General features: G+C 70.0%; 1 pseudogene. It reads left to right on the forward strand.

The features are described from left to right. Positions 1 to 223: pseudogene (locus tag RCF34_RS22865) on the forward strand (threonine ammonia-lyase, biosynthetic); the annotation flags it as partial.

Genomic DNA, 223 nt, shown 5'->3' on the forward strand with positions numbered 1-223 from the left:
CATCACCGAACCCTCGGGCGCCCTGGGGGTGGCCGGGATCAAGAAGTACGCCGAGCGCGCGGGCTCCGGCGGCCAGGTGCTGGTGGCCATCGACTCCGGTGCCAACATCAATTTCGATCGCCTGAGACACGTGGCCGAGCGCGCCGAACTGGGCGAGCGGCGCGAAGCCATCATCGCCGTGACCATCCCCGAGCGGCCAGGCAGCTTCCGGGCCTTCTGCGAG

Source organism: Pseudomonas sp. 102515 (assembly GCF_031085165.1).
Classification (GTDB): domain Bacteria; phylum Pseudomonadota; class Gammaproteobacteria; order Pseudomonadales; family Pseudomonadaceae; genus Chryseomonas.